This is a genomic window from Wolbachia endosymbiont of Mansonella ozzardi, assembly GCF_020278625.1.
Classification (GTDB): Bacteria; Pseudomonadota; Alphaproteobacteria; order Rickettsiales; family Anaplasmataceae; genus Wolbachia.
The window spans coordinates 13,929-31,518 of record NZ_JADAKK010000004.1 but is presented as its reverse complement, the minus strand read 5'-3'; the positions used below and the strand labels follow the sequence as shown (position 1 = coordinate 31,518).

The 17,590-nt window shown below is 36.0% G+C and carries 17 protein-coding genes, 2 rRNA genes and 1 pseudogene; 14 read left to right on the top strand and 6 right to left on the bottom strand.

Annotated features, from left to right (window positions below; genetic code table 11):
• The first annotated feature begins 204 nt into the window (after positions 1–204).
• The 9 genes and pseudogenes from recA (at position 205) to plsY (ending at position 6,394) form a co-directional block, all read left to right on the top strand.
• The gene (recA, locus tag IHO40_RS00800) at positions 205–1,272 is read left to right on the top strand and encodes a recombinase RecA (RefSeq protein WP_225536295.1); all 1,068 of its coding nucleotides are present in this window, start codon (positions 205–207) and stop codon (positions 1,270–1,272) included.
• A gap of 14 nt (positions 1,273–1,286) precedes the next feature.
• Positions 1,287–1,463, top strand: a complete 177-nt coding sequence (locus IHO40_RS00795; protein WP_225536294.1) for a hypothetical protein — start codon at positions 1,287–1,289, stop codon at positions 1,461–1,463.
• A 42-nt stretch (positions 1,464–1,505) separates the two neighbouring features.
• On the top strand, positions 1,506–2,198 hold the full coding sequence (locus IHO40_RS00790; RefSeq protein ID WP_225536293.1) for a phosphatidylserine decarboxylase: 693 nt from the start codon (positions 1,506–1,508) through the stop codon (positions 2,196–2,198).
• Positions 2,195–2,965 (top strand): CDP-alcohol phosphatidyltransferase family protein, encoded by a 771-nt coding sequence (locus IHO40_RS00785; protein WP_225536292.1) that lies wholly within the window; start codon positions 2,195–2,197, stop codon positions 2,963–2,965. Before IHO40_RS00790 ends, IHO40_RS00785 begins: the two co-directional genes overlap by 4 nt.
• Positions 2,966–3,298: 333 nt before the next feature.
• Positions 3,299–3,703 (top strand): annotated as a pseudogene (locus IHO40_RS05730) (alanine:cation symporter family protein).
• A gap of 140 nt (positions 3,704–3,843) precedes the next feature.
• Positions 3,844–3,996, top strand: a complete 153-nt coding sequence (locus tag IHO40_RS05725) for a hypothetical protein (RefSeq protein WP_255585924.1) — start codon at positions 3,844–3,846, stop codon at positions 3,994–3,996.
• A complete protein-coding gene (locus tag IHO40_RS05720) occupies positions 3,989–4,321 on the top strand; it encodes an alanine:cation symporter family protein (protein ID WP_368666742.1) in 333 nt (110 codons plus the stop codon). The genes IHO40_RS05725 and IHO40_RS05720 overlap by 8 nt, the downstream gene beginning before the upstream one ends.
• Before the next feature lie 12 nt (positions 4,322–4,333).
• The gene (locus IHO40_RS00775; RefSeq protein ID WP_225536291.1) at positions 4,334–5,800 is read left to right on the top strand and encodes an alanine/glycine:cation symporter family protein; all 1,467 of its coding nucleotides are present in this window, start codon (positions 4,334–4,336) and stop codon (positions 5,798–5,800) included.
• A 12-nt stretch (positions 5,801–5,812) separates the two neighbouring features.
• A complete protein-coding gene (gene plsY, locus IHO40_RS00770; RefSeq protein WP_225536290.1) occupies positions 5,813–6,394 on the top strand; it encodes a glycerol-3-phosphate 1-O-acyltransferase PlsY in 582 nt (193 codons plus the stop codon).
• Positions 6,395–7,042: 648 nt separating this feature from the next.
• On the opposite strand, the gene ruvX is transcribed toward plsY, so the two are convergent.
• Genes ruvX through IHO40_RS00755 form a run of 3 tightly spaced genes read right to left on the bottom strand, consistent with a single transcriptional unit; the run spans position 7,043 to position 10,425 of the window.
• Positions 7,043–7,510: a Holliday junction resolvase RuvX gene (gene ruvX, locus IHO40_RS00765; RefSeq protein WP_225536289.1), complete on the bottom strand. Its 468-nt coding sequence runs from the start codon at positions 7,508–7,510 to the stop codon at positions 7,043–7,045.
• The gene (locus IHO40_RS00760; RefSeq protein WP_225536288.1) at positions 7,511–9,295 is read right to left on the bottom strand and encodes a ribonucleoside-diphosphate reductase subunit alpha; all 1,785 of its coding nucleotides are present in this window, start codon (positions 9,293–9,295) and stop codon (positions 7,511–7,513) included.
• Between the two features lie 56 nt (positions 9,296–9,351).
• Entirely contained in the window at positions 9,352–10,425 is a 1,074-nt protein-coding gene (locus tag IHO40_RS00755; RefSeq protein ID WP_225536287.1) for a methyltransferase, read from the bottom strand.
• Positions 10,426–10,771: 346 nt separating this feature from the next.
• On the opposite strand from IHO40_RS00755, the gene IHO40_RS00750 reads away from it, so the two are divergent.
• Both IHO40_RS00750 and rrf read left to right on the top strand, forming a co-directional pair.
• Positions 10,772–13,562 (top strand): 23S ribosomal RNA (locus tag IHO40_RS00750).
• 66 nt (positions 13,563–13,628) lie between these two features.
• A 5S ribosomal RNA gene (gene rrf / locus IHO40_RS00745) occupies positions 13,629–13,735 on the top strand.
• 84 nt (positions 13,736–13,819) lie between these two features.
• Here the strand turns inward: rrf and IHO40_RS00740 are convergent.
• The 3 genes from IHO40_RS00740 to rpmH form a co-directional block, all read right to left on the bottom strand.
• The gene (locus tag IHO40_RS00740; RefSeq protein ID WP_225536286.1) at positions 13,820–14,092 is read right to left on the bottom strand and encodes a hypothetical protein; all 273 of its coding nucleotides are present in this window, start codon (positions 14,090–14,092) and stop codon (positions 13,820–13,822) included.
• Between the two features lie 69 nt (positions 14,093–14,161).
• Positions 14,162–14,485, bottom strand: a complete 324-nt coding sequence (rnpA, locus tag IHO40_RS00735; protein WP_225536298.1) for a ribonuclease P protein component — start codon at positions 14,483–14,485, stop codon at positions 14,162–14,164.
• Between the two features lie 7 nt (positions 14,486–14,492).
• Positions 14,493–14,627, bottom strand: coding sequence for a 50S ribosomal protein L34 (gene rpmH, locus IHO40_RS00730; RefSeq protein WP_225536285.1), 135 nt, complete (start codon positions 14,625–14,627; stop codon positions 14,493–14,495).
• A gap of 114 nt (positions 14,628–14,741) precedes the next feature.
• Between rpmH and pstC the strand changes: the two genes are divergently transcribed.
• From pstC to IHO40_RS00710, 3 genes are all read left to right on the top strand, one after another.
• Positions 14,742–15,830 (top strand): phosphate ABC transporter permease subunit PstC, encoded by a 1,089-nt coding sequence (gene pstC / locus IHO40_RS00720; protein ID WP_458695341.1) that lies wholly within the window; start codon positions 14,742–14,744, stop codon positions 15,828–15,830.
• A gap of 107 nt (positions 15,831–15,937) precedes the next feature.
• A complete protein-coding gene (atpD, locus tag IHO40_RS00715; RefSeq protein ID WP_225536297.1) occupies positions 15,938–17,380 on the top strand; it encodes a F0F1 ATP synthase subunit beta in 1,443 nt (480 codons plus the stop codon).
• Between the two features lie 5 nt (positions 17,381–17,385).
• Positions 17,386–17,590, top strand: a 205-nt coding sequence (locus IHO40_RS00710; RefSeq protein ID WP_410543348.1) for a F0F1 ATP synthase subunit epsilon, incomplete at its 3' end; no start/stop codon positions are given.

The following is a 17,590-nucleotide window of genomic DNA, read 5'->3' as shown; positions in this document are numbered from 1 at the left end:
AACAGTACGCCAAGTACATTGAGTTTTTTTGTTGTTTAATCTGTATGGACTGAAGCTAAATAATAGCTTCAGTGTTATAATATTGGAGGACTTGTCAAGTAATTTTTTGTTTCTAAATCGTCAACGTTCTTCGTTATTAAAAAATCCTTGGCAGGTTACTCATGTTCGATTATCATGAAGTTTATACAAATTAATAAATGGCCTATGGCAAGCAACCCAGAGGAAAGAAATAATGATAAGCAAAGGGCGCTAGATAACGCAATAAGTCAGATTGAAAAAGTATTCGGTAAAGGCGCTATAATGAAACTAAAGCAGAATCCTGTAGAGAAGATAGATACAATATCCACAGGGTCAATTGCGCTTGATTCAGCCCTAGGTGTTGGGGGATTGCCAAAAGGCCGTATAATTGAGATATTTGGTCCTGAGAGTTCTGGTAAAACCACTCTTGCTTTGCATGTAATTGCTGAAGCTCAGAAAAAGGGAGGGTTATGTGCATTTATCGATGCAGAGCACGCATTGGATGTCATATATGTCCGTAAACTTGGAGTAAATACTGATGATTTGGTAATCTCACAGCCAGATACTGGAGAGCAAGCGTTACATATCGTTGAGTATTTGGTGTGTTCTGGTGCAGTTGATGTGATAGTTGTTGACTCTGTTGCAGCATTAACTCCAAGAGCTGAAATTGAAGGAGATATGGGTGACCAGCACATGGGATTGCAAGCGAGACTTCTAAGTCATGGGCTCAGGAAACTAACTTCCGCAGTTTCAAAAGCGAATTGCATATTAATATTTATTAATCAAATTCGTATGAAAATAGGAGTGGTGTATGGAAACCCTGAAACTACCACCGGTGGGAATGCGTTAAAATTTTATGCTTCTATAAGGCTTGATATAAGAAAAACCGGTGCAATAAAGGATAAAGAAAATATTACGGGCAATGAAACGAGAGTTAAAGTTGTAAAAAATAAAGTCGCTCCCCCATTTAGAGAAGCAAAGTTTAATATAATGTACAATGAAGGCATATCAAGACTCGGAGAGATGATAGATATAGGAGCAAAACTTGGTGTGCTTGAAAAAGCAGGTGCTTATTATTCATATAATAACACACGTCTTGGACAAGGAAGGGAGAATGTAAAAAATTACCTTGAGACAAACAAGGAAGTTGCAAATGAGATAGAAACCAAAATCAGAGATTTATTTAGAAATCGCATTAACTCTATTGCGATGGAAGAAGAAAGCGAGCAGCTTTTAGAAGAATCAGTTTTCTAATCTAGCTGAAGTTTGTGTTGGACACAATCGTCTTACCGCCGCAGTATCTTCGTATAGATTCTGCAATGGAAGAGCAGGATATCAAATCGTTGATGAGCCTAAGTTGCTTTGGCTATAATATAACGTTTACAATATTAACTCATATCAAAAAGCTTTTTGAAGCGTTAAAAAAAACTTCCCATGAGGAGTGATAAATGATAAGTTGTGAATAGCAGGTTATTGTTATTAAGGTTATGTGTTTTAGTTTACCCAATGTAAACAAGGAAGGTTATTTGTTTATAGTAATTTCTTTTATAGTAACATGTATAGCGTTCTCTATATCTTGGGGTTTTGGCGTTACATGTTTGTTTCCAACGTTATTGTGCACTTATTTCTTTCGCGACCCAGTAAGGGTTGTTCCAGGCAATAAAGACCTTGTGCTAAGCCCTGCAGATGGTGTGATTTCAAAAATTGAAGAGGTGAGTTACTCTTTATCAACAGAGGACGAAGAAGAAAAGAAATTCACGCTTGTTAGCATATTCTTGAGTGTTTTGGACGTGCACGTGAATCGTATACCAATATCTGGTACAATAAAGGAAATGCACTATAAGAAAGGCAAGTTCGTGTCTGCAATGAGCAATAAGTCTAGTAACGAAAACGAAAAACAGGTTATTGTGGTTGAGCATGGAAAGGGAAAAGAAATTATTGTAGAGCAAATAGCTGGGTTAATTGCACGTCGTATCGTTTGTAATTTAAGAGCGTCTCAAAACGTAAAAGCAGGTGAGAGGTTTGGGATTATAAGATTTGGCAGCAGGGTAAATATTTACGTTCCTACTGATGTAGAAATAAGAGTCTCAGAAGGGCAAACTGTTGTTGGCGGTGAAACAATTATAGCAAATTTGAATAAGGAAAGTACTCAAGAGAAGCTTACTTTTGATGTCATATGAGCAGTAATGGCAGTAACAGTAGGTCTTTACCTGTTGCCAAGTTATTCCCAAATTTTGTAACTTTATTGGGTTTATGTTCTGGTCTTACTTCAATTAAATTTACATTTAATGAACAGTGGGAATTTGCAGTAATTTTTATTATCATTGCAGCAATTATAGATGGAATGGATGGCAGAATAGCGAGAATTCTAAAATCAACTAGTGATTTTGGAGCGCAGCTTGATTCTTTTGCAGATTTTCTAAATTTTGGTGCAGCACCTGCATTTCTTTTATATTTTTGGAAGTTAAAGGGAATCAAAGTTATAGGGTGGATATTAGTAATGATATATGTTATCTGCATTTCGATAAGACTTGCAAGGTTTAATGTATCGTTGAATGCAGAACAACTTGGCTGGGAAAAATTCTTCTTTTCTGGTGTTCCAGCACCGATATGTGCTTTACTTTCTTTATTGCCAATAATTATTACCTTTCAATCTCATGAAAGTGAATACTTACTTTTTATGGAGCAATTTTTTAACATAAGAAATACGGCTTGTTACTTTTTAGCTATTTCATTTTTTTCAGTCAGCCATATTCCAACTTTCTCTGCAAAGTACATTTATATTCCCAGGAGCCTGTACTATATATTTGTGTCACTTTTTGGAGTATTTATCGTATTTTTTGTCAGTAAGCCTTGGATTACTCTACCAATTCTAGGTGTAATATATACACTGACTATTCCAGTAAGCGTTGGGCTCTACATATATTACACCTATAAAGCTCGTTAGCTAAAAATTGTAACAAAAAGTGGTAAGTAGCATGGTTATAAAAATAAGTGAACTATTAAATTCATTTCTGTACGTAAAGATATTTAACATTCCATTTATAATTATTTGGGTAATTGCAACTGGAGTTTTTTATACGGTTCAGTTCAAATTCACTAACTTTAGGTTATTCAAGCATGGAATACAAACGCTATTTAACCTAAAATGTAATCATAACGACGGTATAATCACTTATATTTAAGCGTTTGCAACAGTAATTTCAGGAACGGTTGGTCTTGGGGTAAGTCAGGAGTTGCTATAGCTATCACAATATGGGGCCCAAGTGCAATTTTTTGGATGATAATTACTAGAATACTTGGTATTGTCGATAATAAGATTTGCCGAAGTGGTGCTTGCATTCAATTATCGCTCCAAAAACTCAACTAGCGGGGCTTTTTATTGAATGAGGTACGGGCTTGCTAAGATTGAATTGTTAGGACTGGTAAATTTCTTGCATTCACTTATGCAATTATGTTACTTATTGCGATGATTTTAGATGGCATACCATTTCAGGCAAATAAAATTGCAGCATTGTCAAACAACCTCTTTGAACATAACGCGTCTATTATTATATTGTTGCTTGTCTTAATTGCAATACTGGGAGGAATAAAACGAATTGCTTTCGTTTCAACAGGTTTAGCACCAATTACGATAATATTGTATATAGGTATGTGTGTATTTAATCTGTGTAAACGGAAGTAATCTGTTGAACGCTTTATCTACAATATTCCAAGATATCTTTAACAAATCATCCATAGGAGGTGGGGTGCTGAGTGGGTTAATAGCGCCGGAGTTAGAAGATTAGTATTTGCTATAACGAAGCAGGTACCGGAACAGCGGCAATGGCAGCACATTCATCTGTGAAAGAGGAAGACCTAATTAAAGTTGGAAGTGTTACAATGATTGCACCACTTGTAGATACAATATTAGTCTCATTCTTGACTGGTATTGTGATAATTATCACTGGTATGCATAATACTTATTACATTGGTTAGCTCGGCACTTTCAACAGCCTTGCCTTTATTTAGCAAGCTAGTTCTTTCGCTGATAATGTTTTCCTTTGCATTTTCCACAATAATAGCTTATTGTTACTATTGTGAAGTTGCCTTGCTGTACTTATTTGGTAGCAAAAAAGTACTGATATTGTTCCAAGTTCTTATAAGTGGGTTTGGCGTATATCAGTTGTATGTCAAAAAGTATAGAATTTATGTCTTATTTAGGCGACAGTTTGTTTATGTGTCTTATGATGCCAAATGCTGTTGCAATATATCTACTAAGAAGGGAAGTCTCAAACACAATAAATTATTATTACAATTCTAAAAGGTATTAAACATGATTTATAGATTGCTTTGTGCGGTATTATTTTGCCTATTGTTTAATAATGCGCACGCTGCTTTGGATTTTTACGAAAACTATGGTGCTGTATTAAGTGGAATAAACAATTTCATGAATGAGGTGTTGTTTTTCAAGATTTTCTACGTTCCATTTATAATTCTTTTGCTAGCGTTCGGTTATGTATTTCTAACGTTGCGTTTTCGATTTCTCAACATCAGGATGTTTAAACATGCGTTTGCTATTTTGTGTGGAAAATATGACACAAATCATCACGATGGCCACATTACGCATTTTCAGGCATTTGTAACAGCACTTTCAAGTACGGTTGGTCTTGGAACTGTTGCCGGTGTTGCAATTGCAGTTTCAATGGGAGGACCAGGGGCAGTGCCTTGGATGATGCTTACAGGCTTTTTTGGTATGTCAGCAAAATTTGCCGAAGTGACTTTAGCATTTAGGCACAGAACAGAAGATCAGGATCAATTATTTAGCGGTCCCTTTCAATACATAAGAAATGGGCTGGAGGAATTTGGATTTAAGAAACTTGGTGTTGTATTGGCTGCGGTATATGCAGTGTTTTTTGTGTTATCAGGTCTTGGTGGGAGTGTAGCGTTTCAAACCAACCAAATGGTTTCAATATTATCTGGTTATTCAAATTGGGTGGATAGTCATCCTTGGTTTCTTTCTTCTATAATTTCCGCATTACTTGCTCTGGTAATCATAGGTGGAATTAAGAGAATAGCCAGGGTATCTTTCGCGCTGGTGCCTATTATGTCACTCGTATATATTTTTAGTTGTGTCATTATAATCGCATTTAATATTCATAACTTTAGCAATGCATTTAAAATATTATTTTCCAATATGATAGATTTCAATGCCGTTGGTGGAGGAGTAGTTGGAACATTAGTTGCTGGAATTCAAAGAGCGATTTTTGCCAGCGAAGCAGGTGTTGGTTCTGCTTCAATTACACATGCAGTGGCTAAAGATGAGGAGCCAGTTAGAACTGGACTAGTTGCAATGATAGAACCATGCTTTGATACAATGTTAATTTGTTGTTTGACAGGGATAACAATAGTTATAACGGGTGCGTATCAGGCTGGTGTTGGCGAAGGGATATTGATTACTCAAAAGGCATTTGAAACAGTTTCTTCTTGGTTTCCTATACTTTTGACGATAGCTGCACCTTTGTTTGCGTTTTCTTCAGTAATTTCGTTTGTGTATTGCTGTGAAGTGGGATGGCTATATTTGTTTGGCGCAAAGAGTATAGTGATATATCGCATAGCGGTAATAATTGTAGCGTTTTTCTCTGGTCTTTCTAAGGATATAATGACTATTGCCAATATCGGTGGAACTTTATTCTCTTGTTTGGCTCTCGTCAACATGACAGCACTTATGCTGTTTAGTAGTAAGATTAACGATGAAGTTCAGTGCTACCTGAGGAGGCTGAGAAATAACAAGATTAGCTAGATTTTTGTTACGATGGAGAAGTATATAGTTCTTATGTTATCCTACGTGTTGGGTTCAATAACATTTAGCTTAATCATTATAAGGATAAAAGGAATAAATTTAAGAGGAGTAGGTTCTGGAAACATCGGAGCTACAAATGTTGCAAGAACAGGGAATAAAAAACTTGCTGCTCTTGTGTTACTTCTGGACTCCTTGAAGGGATTCATCGCGGTTAATATAGCGCAACAATTTTTTGGTAGTGATAGTTTTTACATATGTGCATCCGCAATGTTAGCAGTCCTAGGGCACATGTTTCCTGTATGGTTAAAATTCAGTGGAGGGAAGGGAGTTGCAACAACTTTGGGAATTTTGATAGCACTTAGTATTCATATGGCATTAGTGTTTATATTTGTTTGGCTAGCAGTATTTTTTATCTTTCGATACTCCTCTCTTGCCTCCTTAATGGCTACTGCAGCAGTTGTTGCGATCTCTCTTTTTTTTCAAAAAGACCTATTTTTTACTCTATTGATCGTTGCAGTATTAGTTTTTTTAAAGCACCACAAAAATATTGCAAATCTTCTACAAGGCAAGGAGTGCAAATTTCGTAAGCAGTAACGTACCTTTTTAGCCAATGTTGTCAACTTAAGAGCCTCCATGTAAACTCTTCTAAAGACATGATGACGTTTGGGCTTATCCGTGTTACCCAATAGAAACGAAAAAAACTACTTGACAAGTTCCTCCAATATTATAATACTGAAGCTATTATTTAGTTTCAGTCCATACAGATTAAACAACGAAAAAACTCAATGTACTTGGCGTACTGTTGTTTAATTTTTTGCACTATGTGTACCTCATGCCTTTATAAACTTTCAAGGTTTTTACCTAGTATAAGCTAAAATGCGTTTGTTAAAGCGTTTAAGACAATAAAAAAAATGCCAATTTAAAAGATAGATAGTGAATAACTAGCTAACGGAGTTTCTTTGCCTTTTTTTTGGTAAATTTCTTAAGCATAAAGATTGTATCGACTTTCGTTATCAAACAAAATACATAGTAAATTCGCTAAACCTCTTATCGCAGGGAGACTTTTTAATTTACCATTGAGATTTGTTATATTACAACATCTACTGAGAATTTCATATATCTGGCTATGACTAAGATTATAATGAAGAGAAGTTTTCTTTAAATTTATTAGTTTTAAATTCCTAGTATCTTTACCTTTGCGATATAAGTTCATACAGTTGCATGTTACGTGCTGAAAAGAAACTATTTAATTGTATTTATCTTGTCTAACGTTCGTTGTAGAATAATACATGCAGCAATTTTATCATCTATTTTTTTCGATTTTGTAATTGGTACTCCAGTAATCTTTAGTGTATGAGCCGCAATGGACGTTGACAAGCTTTCATCTTGTAAATATATACTTACCTTATATTTTTTTATCATTTTATTTGCAAATTGGATTATGGTCTCGCACCACTCGCTTTTTTGCTTCTCTATTTCCAGTGGTAATCCCATTACTATTGACCCAGCTTCATTTTCTTTGAATGTCCTGTTTAAATAACCTAAATCTTTACTTACATTTTTTCTGTGGTATACACTGTGAGCTGTGGCTATGAGCTGCGTTCTATCACTGAATGCTATACCTATTTGCTTTTCTCCCATGTCAAGACACATTATACACTTGTCTTTTGGAATAGACTTTAGAAATTCATAAGGATCTCTATGTAGCATTTACTGACATGACAAACACTCATCATAATCGATATCCGTTTTTTGCTGCAATATTTCACTTTTTTTTAATATGTCGTGCGAAACTTTGTCGGCTCTCTGCATTGACTGTGATCTACAGTAATACAAACTTTTTAGGCCTTTTTTCCAAGCAAGCATGTGTATTTTATGCAAGTAACGTTTATGTACGTTAGCAGGTAGAAACAAATTTACTGATTGAGATTGGCAAATGTAAGGTGTTCTATCGCTTGCGTGTTCTATAATCCATCTTTGATCAAGCTCATACGCTGTTTTGAATGTCAATTTTTCATGTTCGCTAAGAAAATCTAAGTGCTGCACGGAACCTTCATTTGTTGAGATTGAGGACCATATTTTATCATTGTCTTGATTTTTTTCTGCCAATAGCTTTTGCAAGAATTTGTTTCGCACTACAAATGAACCTGTTAGTGTCTTTTGTGTAAATACGTTTGCTGCATATGGTTCTATTCCGGGAGAAGTATTGCCTGCAATAATAGAAATTGAAGCAGTTGGAGCAATAGCAAGCTTATGTGTAAATCTTTCCATTAGATTGATTTCTTTAGCGTCAAGGCATGCTCCCTTTTCTTCTGCTAATTTTTTAGAAACCATATCTGCCTGCTCATGCAAATACTTAAATATTTTTTTATTCCACTGTTGTGCTGTTACCGATTCAAAAGGAACCATTTTACTTTGTAAAAATGAGTGAAAGCCCATAACACCAAGACCGATACTACGCTCTCTTGTTGCAGAATATTTTGCTCGCTGTATTTCGTCTGGTGCTTTATTTATGAAATCCTCTAACACATTGTCAAGAAAACGCATTATATCTTCTATGAAAAGTTCATTGTCTTTCCATTCTTCGTAGTATTCAAGATTCACTGATGATAGACAACACACAGCAGTGCGCGATTTGTTTAGATGATCGTAACCTGTAGTTAAAATGATTTCACTGCACAGATTTGACATTTTGATGTCTAGATTGAGTTTTTTGTAAGACTCTGGCTTATTATTATTCGTTGCATCAAGAAAAATAATGTAAGGTTCTCCAGTTTCAATTCTTGCTGTTAATATTTTGATCCATATGTCACGTGCTTTGACGGTTGAGATAACTTTGTTGTTATGAGGACTAATCAAATCCCATTCTCGATCATTCTCAACAGCTTGCATGAATTTATCATTTACTGTCACGGCATGATGTATATTTAATGCTTTACGGTTCGGATCACCTCCCGTTGGCTTGCGTATATCAAGAAACTCTTCTATCTCTGGGTGGGATACAGGAAGGTAAACTGCTGAACTTCCTCTTCTTAAGGACCCTTGACTGATCGCAAGCGTTAGAGCATTTTGCACCACAATAAATGGTACAATTCCAGATGTTTTACCGCTGCCCTTTACACTTTCACCAATTGAACGTAGATTTCCCCAATAACTACCTATGCCTCCTCCACGTGCAGCAAGCCAGACATTTTCATTCCATAAATCAACTATTCCCTGCAAGCTGTCTGCAGTTTCATTGAGAAAACAAGAGATGGGTAACCCTCTTTTGGTACCACCATTGCTAAGTATTGGTGTTGAAGGCATGAACCACAAGTTGCTCGTGTAGTCATAAAGACGCTGTGCATGATCTTTATTATCAGAATAATAGCTGGAAATGCGTATGAAAAGATCTTGATAGCTTTCATTTTCTATCAGATACCTATCCGATAGAACTGCTTTTCCAAAATTAGTTAATTTACCATTTTTTTCGTGATTAATAGTGATATTACCCATAAAATTCCTCTTCATATTTTATTGTATATAGATACTGCTTTGAGCAATAGTGATCTTTAAGCTAAGCTCTTCAATTTTTTTTGTGGATGCTGTAGCGCGAACAAGATACCATTAACCTGACTTCCATATATTTTACAGTAACTTATATAACTTATTTGCATATTTATTTCTTTTGCAACGTGTTGAACATAACTTTCTGAGTGACAAAAGTAATCTCCTTTATTTACAAAGTCAATGCCCTCACCTTCCTTTCTTCTTATTAAGCATATTATTACTCCTTTTTTGCTCATAGATCCTTTTGCTAGTTCCAATTCTGCCTGGAAGTCATGTAGATAATGTAACACTTCGGCAAAAATAATGACATCATACAAATAATTTCTTTCTTGTTTAAGGAAATCTGTCATTTCCATATGTATTAACTCATTATAAACAGGTTTACCCTTTATAAAGCATCCTCTGGCAATATTTAGCATTCTGTTTGAAATGTCAACTCCTGTTATGCAATTTCCAGTATTGTGTATTTTTAAGAAATGACCACATATTCCAGTTCCACAACCAAGGTCAAGTATGTTGAGTGCAGAAGTAGAGTTATTAAAGATTTCTGTAATTACCATGTGCGCAAGTTCATGTCCTCTGTATTGTTTAGCGATTAACCAATGCTCAACAAAATACTCGCCAATGTAATCAAAATATTGTTTTATGAGGTTTTTAGGCAATTTTGTGATCGATGCCGGGTTTGTCATTTTGTTTATGTAGTAAGAAGCTTCTTCATAGTTATTATCTAGTTTTAGTGTCTTTGTTAAATAGGTATGGGCTTTGTTAATATTTCCCATTGCAAAATGACACCTTCCAATGTTATACCAAACTACGGGTAAGTTGGAATAGAATATGCTGATCAACCAAAACCTTAGCTTTGCATCTGGTATGTGACCCTTATAGAAGTGATATAAACCGATTTCAATGTTGGTGTTTAATAGGTTTTTGGACTTTTCAAAAAATGCTGTTGCTTTTTTATAGAGATTATTGTATTGATTTACAGCAAATTGTTTGGCCTTCTTAATATTAAACATACCAGTTAACTTGCGAATAAAACTTAAAATAACACTTATAAAGGGTAAGTTGCCTTTCATATTTTAGGTACCCTTGGCACTTACTACCATTTTTAAGTAGATCTGATTTTTAAAGCATTTTATATTATGGAATATTTTTTTCATTGATCTCTAAATTGTATATAATTCTACTTTAACACCCACTTAAATTATAAATTTTACCTACTTAGGATTACAAGTATATTATTTGTTGCTAATATAAGAAATATTTTTTGTAAAAAAGCGTTGACACATTACTCATTAGTTCCTAACATGTAAGAAGTTAATTTAGTTTTTAGATGTTTGACAAGTTTTATGGTAGGGATTAATTTAATCTCAATTCAATTTCAATAATATTTAACTCTGCATATTCTGCATATAGTCGAGTAAATAAATTATTAAGAGCACTTGATGAATGCCTTGGCGTTAAAAGGCGATGAAGGACGTGACAGGCTGCGATAAGCTGCGGGGAATTGTCAATAGGTTTTAATCCGCAGATTTCCGAATGGGGAAACCTAACTAGTTAAGCTAGTTATTGCATATTAAATCAATATGCGAAGCAAACTTGGTGAACTGAAATATCTAAGTAACCAAAGGAAAAGAAATCAACTGAGATTCTGTTAGTAGTGACGAGCGAAAGCGGAAAAGGCTAGCGGTTTAAGAATAAGAATTAGAATACTCTGGAAAGAGTAACCATAGAAGGTGATAGTCCTGTATAAGTAGAAAGTTTTTAAATCCTCGAGTAAAGCGGGACACGTGAAATCCTGTTTGAATATGGGGGGACCATCCTCCAAGCCTAAATACTCTTTAACGACCGATAGTGAACGAGTACCGTGAGGGAAAGGTGAAAAGAACCCCGGGAGGGGAGTGAAATAGAATCTGAAATCGAGTGCTTACAAACAGTTGGAGCTTTATGTTTTTGCTACAAGAGCAATCTTGTAGTTGGTTTACATTAGAGTGACAGCGTACCTTTTGCATAATGGGTCAGCGAGTTAATCTATAGAGCAAGCTTAAGCCGTTAGGTGTAGGCATAGCGAAAGCGAGTCTGAATAGGGCATTTTAGTTTTATGGATTAGACCCGAAACCAAGTGATCTAGTCATGACCAGATTGAAGGTGTGGTAAGACACACTGGAGGATCGAACCAGTTAATGTTACAACATTATTGGATGAGTTGTGATTAGGGGTGAAAGGCCAATCAAACTTGGAAATAGCTGGTTCTCCGCGAAATCTATTTAGGTAGAGCGTTGTATGTATGTTGTTGGGGGTAGAGCACTAGATAGACTAGGGAGACTCACCGTCTTACCAAATCTAACTAAACTCCGAATACCAATAATTAATTATATAACAGACACACTGCGGGTGCTAAGTCCGTGGTGAAAAGGGAAACAACCCAGATCACTATCTAAGGTCCCAAAATTACAGCTAAGTGGGGAAGGAAGTAGAAAAATCATTACAGCTAGGAGGTTGGCTTGGAAGCAGCCATCCTTTAAAGAAAGCGTAACAGCTCACTTGTCTAAATAAGTTTTTCTGCGCTGAAAATGTACCGGGGCTAAAGCTGTATACCGAAGATGTGGGTACTTATTGATTCCGATCAATAGGTGCGGTAGCGGAGCGTTCTGTAAGTCTATGAAGGTAGTTTGTGAAAACTGCTGGAGATATCAGAAGTGAGAATGCTGACATAAGTAGCGTAAAAGAGTGTGAAAAACACTCTCACCAAAAATCTAAGGGTTCCTACGTTAAGTTAATCTGCGTAGGGTTAGTCGGTTCCTAAGGCAAGTCCATAAAGGAGTAGTCGATGGCAATCAGGTTAATATTCCTGAACCTCTTAAGTGTGACGGGTTTTGTATTTGTATAGGTCTGATTGGATTGATCTATGCTTAAAAGAAGCTCCAGGAAATAGCACTTATATTCATGAGGCCGTACCGTAAACCGACACTGGTGGATGAGTAGAGTATAGTAAGGTGTTGAAAGAATGATGTTGAAGGAACTCGGCAAATTATACCTGTAACTTCGGAAGAAGGGTAACCTGCTTTTAGGCAACTATTAGTAGGTGGCACAGAATAGGGAGTAGCGACTGTTTACTAAAAACACAGGACTCTGCAAACACGTAAGTGGAAGTATAGGGTCTGACGCCTGCCCGGTGCTGGAAGGTTAATAGGAAGGGTGAAAGCTCCAAATTGAAGCCCCAGTAAACGGCGGCCGTAACACTGACGGTCCTAAGGTAGCGAAATTCCTTGTCGGGTAAGTTCCGACCCGCACGAATGGCGTAACGATTTCTCCACTGTCTCCAACATCAATTCAGCGAAATTGAATTCCCCGTGCAGATGCGGGGTACCCGCGGTTAGACGAAGAGACCCCGTGCACCTTTACTATAGCTTTACATTGTTATTAAAAATGTAATGTGCAGGATAGGTGGGAGATTTTGAAGTTATGGCGCTAGCTGTAATGGAGTCAACCTTGAGATACCACCCTTTACATTTTTGGTACCTAACTATGTTTCATTACCTGGAACTAGGACATTGTATGGTGGGTAGTTTGACTGGGGCGGTCGCCTCCTAAAAGGTAACGGAGGCGTGCGAAGGTAAGCTAGAGCTGGTCGGAAATCAGCTTGATAGTACAATGGCATAAGCTTGCCTGACTGCAAGGCTGACAAGCCAAGCAGAGACGAAAGTCGGTCATAGTGATCCGGTGATTCTGTATGGAAGGGTCATCGCTCAACGGATAAAAGGTACGCCGGGGATAACAGGCTGATGGTATTCAAGAGTTCATATCGACGATACCGTTTGGCACCTCGATGTCGACTCATCACATCCTGGAGCTGGAGAAGGTCCCAAGGGTTCGGCTGTTCGCCGATTAAAGTGATACGTGAGTTGGGTTTAGAACGTCGTGAGACAGTTCGGTTTCTATCTGCCGTGGGTGAAGGAAATTTGAGAAGATCTAACTCTAGTACGAGAGGACCGAGATGGATATACCTCTGGTGTACCAGCTGTTATGCCAATAGCATTGCTGGGTAGCTATGTATAGATGGGATAATTGCTGAAAGCATATAAGCAAGAAACCCTCTTCAAAAAGATTTCCCAATTAAGGCCGTGGAAGACTACCACGTTGATAGGCTAGGTGTGGAAGCATGGTAACATGTGAAGCTAACTAGTACTAATAGCCTGATTGATTTATTTACTTTCTATATGTGCATATGCAGTGTTAAATATTAGATTGAATTTATTGAACTAGAGGTTTTTATTAACTTGGTGGCTATAGCAAAAATGAAACACCCGACCCCATCTCGAACTCGGAAGTGAAACTTTTTAGCGCTGATGGTACTTGCAAAGGGAGAGTAGGTCGCTGCCAAGTTTATAAAAATTTCTTTATCAATTAAGTGGTGAGCATACTTTTATTTTAGTTGCCTTATTTTACTATTGTTTTTAAATCTTTGCTTTAGCTGCGTTGTCTTTTCTTCCTTATATGTTTGTCATTTTCTATGTCATCTAACATTGTTCCCACTTCTTCTAGTTGATTTCCTTTTGAAGGGGAATGACTGATCTCTGGTAATGTTGCATTATTCTTCACATTCTTTAATAATATTTCTTGTTGAAGAAATGCTGATTCCCAATCTATCCGTGTTCCTGTTCTTTTTTCTCTAGAGGGAAATAAAGGCTTATACATCTCGCCAAAGCTTACGTTATTTACCTCATTTATGTGTTCTATCATTCACCACACCCATTAACTATTTTTAAAAATTTTACCTATGTTATCATAAATAATATAGCTGTAAATACCTTAATTGAGATTTTTTTGTAAGCTTTTATAACTTGCTTGCATAATATTTCTATGAGTCAACATTATATAATAATACCCTACGTTATTTATATTTAGAATGATGAATCTGGCAAGTACCCGTAATCGTCTTTTGATTTTGTTTCTTTTTGCTGCTTTTCCAGATTTTTTACTGATAACTAGACCTGTTCTAATAGTGTAAATATACTTTTCGGGCTCTTTCTCTTTTATAGCATACAACGATATGTAGAACCCACGATAAAAAAGACCACCAGATGCTAGCTTATTTTTAAAAGCAAATGAAAACTCTTTTTTTTTATGCTCGATAACTTAACTATGCACATAGTTTTTTGCATCCCAATGAGCGACGCCTATTGAGAATTTTCCTCCCAGCTTTTGTTGTCATACGTAAGCGGAAGCCGTGCCTACGCTTTTTTATCAAATTTTTCGGTTGAAATGTTCTCTTCATTGTTTTTATAAATATAATTAGTTATTTTAATTTATTTTACTTTATTGTCAAATGATGGTTCCATTATATTTGGATAATCTTAAAGTTGTATTCTCGTAAAATAAGATTTGATAGATGAATTCGTTGGTAATAATCCTTTCCATACCTACGCTACTAATTCTTTTATTTTGCTTTAAGCAAGTGGATAAGGTTAAATCTTATTTATATCTTAGTTGTATATGGATGTTAACTTGGTTATTAATACTCTGTAACAATTGTTTTATAACTTCGATTTCTGTAGCGTTACTTTTTTTCATGTTTGCTTTTATATTTAAAAGCAAAAGAAATAAGATAATCAAATTTTCACTGTTTGTGGCTCTAGCCATATCATTTCTTATCACTTTATTTATAATGTTATCTATTCTTACCCAATCTATTAATTTTTTTAAAGAAGTAGCTATTTCAGAATTCTTGTTTTGCTTGAAATGGAGCCATAATGTGGTAACTATCAATGGAGAAAAAATAGGATGTTTTGGTATAACTCCGCTTTTGGTTGGCACTTTGGTTATAACTATTGTAGCAATGCTGGTTGCTATTCCGCTTGGTTTGTTTTCTGCAATATATATTAGTGAATATGCTAGTGGGAAAGTACGTTACATTGTTAATACAGCTTTGCAAGTTTTATCTGCTATTCCTACAGTCGTGTATGGATATTTCTCGGTTGTATTTTTATCTTCTTCTGTGAAACAGATAACAAATTTTTTTGGTTTGAATGTACACTCAGAGAGCGCCCTAGTTGCTGGTTTATCGATAGGGATAATGATTCTTCCTTTTATTATTTCCTTATTGGAGGACGCAATCAGGTCTGTTCCAAAGAGCTTATGCTATGGCTTTATGGCATTGGGAGCCACTCCAGCAGAAACTATATGGCGCATAACAATACCTTATGCAATGCCGACAATTTTAAGTGCAATTTTGTTGTCAATTTCGAGGGTGATAGGTGAAACAATGATCGTGCTGATGGCTGTGGGAATCAATTCAAACTTGACTTTTAATCCTCTCAATTCAGTTACTACTATTACTGTACAAATTGCTACATTGCTTACTGGAGACCAGGATTTCAATAGTGTACAAACTCTTGCTGCTTATGCACTTAGCTTAGTGTTATTTATTATTACTTGGCTCTTAAATGCGTTTGCACTGTTCATAATAAAGCGTAATTAGCAAATGTTGTTGCAAAATTTCTACTAATAATATAGAATTTATTTTCTTGAAGAGTTCTTTGGGAACTTTTTCATAAAGTTGTCGTGTTAGGTGGTAGAAGTAAAGAGATGAATATAGGTAGAACGGTTAAGGTAACTCAAGCAGTTGTTGATTTAAAATTTGAAGGCGAGTTACCTAAAATATTTAATGCTTTAAAAAGCAAACTAAAATATAAGGGCAAGGAGCTGGTTTTAGAAGTTTCACAGCATATAGGTGACAATATAGTCCGTTGTATTGCTATGGATAGCACAGATGGTGTGTCAAGAGATGACGAATTTTTTGATACAGGTGTACCAATATCAGTTCCGGTTGGGCGTTCAACTTTAGGGAGAATCTTTAATGTTGTAGGAGAGCTTATAGATGAGTGTGGTTCGCTGAAAGGAAAATATGATTTAGAACCTATACACAGAACACCTCCAAGTTTTACTGAGCAGAGAATACAGGAAGAAGTTTTAGTTACAGGAATAAAAGTTATAGATCTTCTTGCACCTTACCTTAAGGGAGGAAAAATTGGTTTATTTGGTGGAGCTGGTGTTGGTAAAACAGTTCTGATAATGGAATTGATTAATAATATAGCAAAAGCTCATAAAGGATTTTCCGTGTTTGCCGGAGTAGGAGAAAGGACGCGTGAAGGTAATGACCTTTATCATGAGATGATCACTTCAAATGTGATAGATATAAATGAGCATGAAAAATCTCAAGCTGTTTTGGTTTATGGTCAGATGAATGAGCCTCCTGGGGCAAGGGCTAGGGTTGCTTTAACAGCTCTAACTATGGCAGAGTATTTTCGTGATCATGAAAATCAAGATGTTTTATTTTTCGTGGATAATATCTTCCGTTTTACTCAAGCTGGTTCTGAGGTTTCTGCTTTACTTGGAAGAATACCTTCAGCTGTTGGTTATCAGCCAACCCTTGCAACCGATATGGGTGCAATGCAAGAGAGAATAGCTTCAACTACTTCAGGTTCCATTACTTCTGTGCAAGCTATATATGTTCCTGCGGATGATTTAACTGATCCAGCTCCTGCAACTACTTTTTCTCACCTTGATGCAACCACAGTGTTATCAAGGCAAATAGCTGAAATGGGGATATACCCTGCTGTTGATCCACTTGATTCGACTTCTCAGTCTTTGTCTGCTGAAATCATTGGTGAAGAGCATTATAAGGTGGTTTCTGAGGTAAAGCGTATATTGCAAACTTATAAATCACTGCAAGATATTATTGCAATACTTGGTATGGATGAACTATCTGATGAGGATAAAATTGTTGTTGATAGGGCTCGTAAAATTCAGAAGTTTCTTTCTCAACCTTTTCACGTTGCGGAGGTATTTACTGGCATGCCTGGTAAATTTGTTTCACTTTTCGATACTGTTTCTGGCTTTAAAGGGATTGTTGAAGGCAAGTATGATCACTTGCCAGAGGCTGCCTTTTATATGGTGGGGAATATAGAAGAAGCAATGCAAAAGGCTGAATTAATAAAGGCTGAAACTAAAGTTGGAGCTAAAAATTAAAGATTATGGGTACCTTCAAAGTGCAATTTTTTTCTCCTGATAATCAAATTTTATTCAATAAAGTTGCTTCTCTTTCAATAATTGGGCTTGAAGGGGAGCTTATGGTTTTAGCTCACCATTCTCCTTACTTGATTTATTTATTGCCTGGCATAATTACTGTTAAGATGAGTAGTCAAAAAAAAGAAACAGTTATAGTTGATAATGGTGTAT